The following is a 2,400-nucleotide window of genomic DNA, read 5'->3' as shown; positions in this document are numbered from 1 at the left end:
GCTTTTCGGGAAGCGGGGGGCGGGCAGCGGGTAGTGTCTGCAGTAATGTGGCAGTTAATTCAGGACAATTCCTGAATGCTGTTGGCATCAATGTCAATGAGAAGGATAACAATGGCAATACAGTTCTTCATAAAGCTGGCTGCGGTAATAAATCAGCCGGCGTCAAAGACTGGTCCTTTAGTGGCTACTTTGAAAACGCGCGGTCTGCAGGGAGGAGGTTGCCTGCGTCCAAATCATCAGAAAATAAAGCTGGCGGCGGTAATGAATCAGCTGGGGTCAAAGACTGGTATTTTAGTAGTTTCTTTGAAAACAAGCGGCCTGCAGTAGAGTTATCTGCGTCAAAATCAGCAGAAAAATCTGCTCCACTGAAATACCGTTCTTGTGTTGAAGAGAGGATTAATACTCAAGTTCAACCCCTGAATGAGTCATTGGGTATTGAGACTCTCCTAAAGGCTGTCGACAATGGCCTCACAGAGACCGTCAAGAATATGCTTGCCATTGATCGATCCCCGGGGATAAAGGCTCTCCACGATGCTGCTAAAGAAGGCCACACAGAGACCATCCAGAAATTGCTGAAGATTGACCCCTCACTGGCCAAAGAGACGGATATGCTCGGCCGGACGGCTCTCCACTTCGCTGCTGAGAAAGGCCACACAGAGGTCATCCAGACATTGTGGGACAATGACCACTCCCTGGTCAAAGAGAAGGATTCTCTCGGCCAAACGGCCCTTCACAAAGCTGCTCGTGAAGGACACGCCGAGGCCATCCAGGCATTGCTGAAGTTTGATTCCCCACTGGCCAAAGAGAAGGATTGCAGGGGCAGAACGGCTCTCAACATAGCGGCAAGGCATGGCCACACAGAGTGCGAGAAACTTCTTAAAAATGCTGGCAAGCAATTCCCACAACGACAGAAAGCCCGCTGCTCCCAGGGCACGGAAGCCCGCTGCTCCAAAGATCTGGAAGCTTGCAGGGCGGGTATAATTAAAAGTGTTTACCAGCAAAAATCTGGGCATAAAACGCAAATGTAAAATCAGGGTCGGAAAGAAAAACCGGGGTCATATATGGTCCGCCCCCCATTGCAAGGCATTGGGTGACAGGCTTGAGGATAACCGGATTTTTCGGCTTGCTGTCTATTACTTTTGGGAAAAATATCGTGCGAGCCATCCCGGCCCTGATCCCAGGCCGGGGACTGAAATCTGTCCCCATTTTGTATTAACTGATACAGGTATCGCTTTTATGGATGTGACTGCCGGTTGTTCTTCTTCTGTCCCCCCGGATAGCTCTGCCCCAACGATCTTTGGGGGACTGGATAGCGTTCCTGGTCCCAATGGTCATGCGTCCTTTCAGGGTAATGACGTGGTGCCGGTGTTTGTCATAACCCACTGCGGGCATCGCCTTGACCTGAACGGTATTGTTAAGGATTTTTCCCGGCAGCTTATCGGCAAGCGCAAGTGCAGCGTTTGTCAGGAAGATCCGATGCCCCTGGTGGATGAGCCTGGCAACAAGTGTTACCTGGATGCATACTTCCCCGATCCGTCGTTTTATCAAGCCTGTGTTTTTGGGTGCCTGCCTGAGGTGCATTCCCGGTTGTGTCAGGGGGTTAACGTCAATATCGGTATTGATGGCGTAACAGCGCTTATGTTTGCAGCTCAGAGCGGGCAATGGGAAGTTGCCGAACTGCTGATGGAGTGTGGTGCAGAGGTTAATGCCGGTAAAGGCGTTGGCTTCACTGCCCTGATGATGGCATCCGAACACGGGCACCAGCAGGTTGCCAAACTGTTGATCGACAAAGATGCTGACATCGATGCCGCTATGGAGGATGGCTTCACAGCCCTGATGTTTGCCTGCCAGAACGGGCATTGGGAGGTCGTCAGGATGTTGGCAGCCCAGTACGGGCATCTGGAGATTCTACGGCAGCTGATCGACAGTAACGCTGAGGTCAATGCAGCTATGGAAAATGGTGCCACCGCCCTGATTCTGGCATCCACGAATGGCCACCTGAGGATTGTCGAGCTGTTGATCAACAGGGGCGCTGATGTCAATGCCAGTTTAAACAATGGCTCCAATGCCATGATGCTGGCAGCCCGGAACGGGCATCCTGAGGTCGCTGAATTTCTGGGGAATGTTATGGCAATGGAGGGAAAAAAGTCAGGGTATAGGAAGTACACAGTTTACCAGTAACAACCGGTGATGCGGCTTCATCCGACGGCTTCAGGCCAGGATTCCGTAAAGGGATTTTACGGAATCCTCCTTGCAGGGATAGCCGACTATCAGCCCAGAAAAAATCGGGGTCAGGTCTTTAATTATACATGACAAATGCCGTTTATGCTGTTAACAAAGATATTTGCACAATGAAAGACCTAATGGAATGGTCCGCCCCGCTCCCAAAACGGCTTCAAA

The 2,400-nt window shown here is 51.1% G+C and carries 2 protein-coding genes; both read left to right on the top strand.

All coding sequences use genetic code 11. The annotated features are described in order from the left end of the window. A partial coding sequence (locus KDK14_RS01375) for an ankyrin repeat domain-containing protein (protein WP_257263222.1) occupies positions 1-1,028 on the top strand: 1,028 nt, incomplete at its 5' end. 208 nt (positions 1,029-1,236) lie between these two features. Then, positions 1,237-2,181 carry an ankyrin repeat domain-containing protein gene (locus KDK14_RS01370; protein ID WP_257263221.1) on the top strand — a complete coding sequence of 315 codons (945 nt, stop codon included), beginning with the start codon at positions 1,237-1,239 and terminating at the stop codon, positions 2,179-2,181. Positions 2,182-2,400 lie beyond the last annotated feature (219 nt).

It is taken from the genome of Endozoicomonas sp. ONNA2, from assembly GCF_024606365.1.
Taxonomy (GTDB): domain Bacteria; phylum Pseudomonadota; class Gammaproteobacteria; order Pseudomonadales; family Endozoicomonadaceae; genus Endozoicomonas.
The sequence above is the reverse complement of the archived record's forward strand: the minus strand, read 5'-3'. Positions and strand labels throughout refer to the sequence as shown.

Bases quoted from the DNA above. Each gene is read 5' to 3' on its own strand.
- KDK14_RS01370 (WP_257263221.1), top strand. From the start codon at position 1,237: ATGGATGTGACTGCCGGTTGTTCTTCTTCTGTCCCCCCGGATAGCTCT.